We start from the raw sequence: 1427 nt of genomic DNA, 5'->3' as shown, positions 1-1427 counted from the left end.
CGATCGTGCCCCGGGACGTGGTGTCTGAGAGGGCCTGTGTGCTCTTCGGCGAGCTGAAGCTGCCGGGCTACTCCGCTGCGATGTGCAGCGGGTCAGTGGCTGGAGGGTGGCATAGCTCGATCAGGCTTTCCATGGTCATGTAGCGCCGGCACACCGCCCACTCATCATGCTGTTCCAGCAGCAGGGCGCCAACCAGGCGTCGAACCGCCCGTTCCCCGGGGAAGACGCCGACGACGTTGGTGCGCCGCTTGATCTCACCGTTCAGACGTTCCAGCGGATTCGTGCTGTGCAGTTTGGAGCGGAGGTCCTTGGGATAGGCCATGTAGGCCAGCACGTCGAACTCCGCCTCGTCCATCAACGCTGCCAGCTTGGAGAAGCGCGGCCGCAGGCTATCAGCGACACGGCGCCACTGCTCATGCGCCGCCTCGGCGGTCTCCTGAGCGAAGGCGGTGCGGATGGTGGCCGCGACCATCGTCTGGTGCGCCTTGCCAACGCAGGCGAGGAGATTCCTCATGCAATGAACACGACAGCGTTGGAGTGTCGCCCCCAGCACCTTGGAGGCGGCGGCCTTCAGCCCAAGGTGCGCGTCAGCGATCACCAGCTTCACACCCCGCAGTCCCCGGCGCGTCAGCGAGCGCAGGAAATCGGTCCAGAAGGTTTCGGCTTCCGACAGCCCTAGCCCGAGGCCCAGCGCCTCGCGCCGGCCATCGGTGTTGACGCCGATGGCGAGTATGGCAGCCAGCGAGACGATGCGGCCGTCCTGGCGGACCTTCACGTAGGTGGCATCCAGCCACACGAACGGCCAGTCGCCCTCCAACGGGCGGTTCAGAAAGGCATGGACCCGCTCGTCGATCTCCTCACACAAGCGGCTGACTTGGCTTTTCGAGATGCCGGTCATGCCCATCGCCTTGACCAGATCATCGACGTTGCGCGTCGAGATGCCCTGCACGTACGCCTCCTGAATCACCGCGATCAGCGCCTTCTCCGCGGTGCGCCGTGGCTCCAGGAAGGCCGGAAAGTAGGAACCGCGCCGCAGCTTGGGGATGCGCAGGTCGATGGCGCCCGCGCGCGTCTCCCAGGTTCGTTCCCGATATCCGTTGCGCTTGGTCAGTCGCTCGTCCGAGCGTTCACCGTAGCCGGCGCCGGTCAACGCCTCGACCTCCAGTTCCATCAGCCGCTGGGCGGCGAAGCCAACCATCTCGCGCAAGAAGTCAGCATCGGCACTCTTCCCAATCAGCTCCTGAAAAGCGATCCTGTCCTCGGTCATCGTGGTCTCCGTTCCAGTTGATGGTCGTCAAGCAACCTCAACTTAGCCGAAGAACACGGTGACCACCCGCTCCCGAACGGCTGACCCGCCTGCGCCAGCTAGGGGGAGCGCTCCGGCGGGCCAGCCTCACGCCTCAGACACCACCTGCCGGGACACGGCC

The 1427-nt window shown here is 65.5% G+C and carries 1 protein-coding gene; it reads right to left on the bottom strand.

Annotation, left to right across the window (positions count from 1 at the left end; translation table 11 throughout):
• Window positions 1–67: 67 nt before the first annotated feature.
• Window positions 68–1267: an IS256 family transposase gene (locus tag QSG27_RS28930; protein ID WP_306712303.1), complete on the bottom strand. Its 1200-nt coding sequence runs from the start codon at window positions 1265–1267 to the stop codon at window positions 68–70.
• Window positions 1268–1427 lie beyond the last annotated feature (160 nt).

The organism is Azospirillum isscasi, from assembly GCF_030849505.1.
GTDB lineage: Bacteria > Pseudomonadota > Alphaproteobacteria > Azospirillales > Azospirillaceae > Azospirillum > Azospirillum isscasi.
Note: the sequence above shows the minus strand (reverse complement) of the source record. Positions and strands in the feature narration are given on the sequence as shown.

What these genes read in the sequence shown, in the direction of transcription:
- QSG27_RS28930 (WP_306712303.1), bottom strand. Translation starts at nt 1,267, where the DNA reads ATGACCGAGGACAGGATCGCTTTTCAGGAGCTGATTGGGAAGAGTGCC.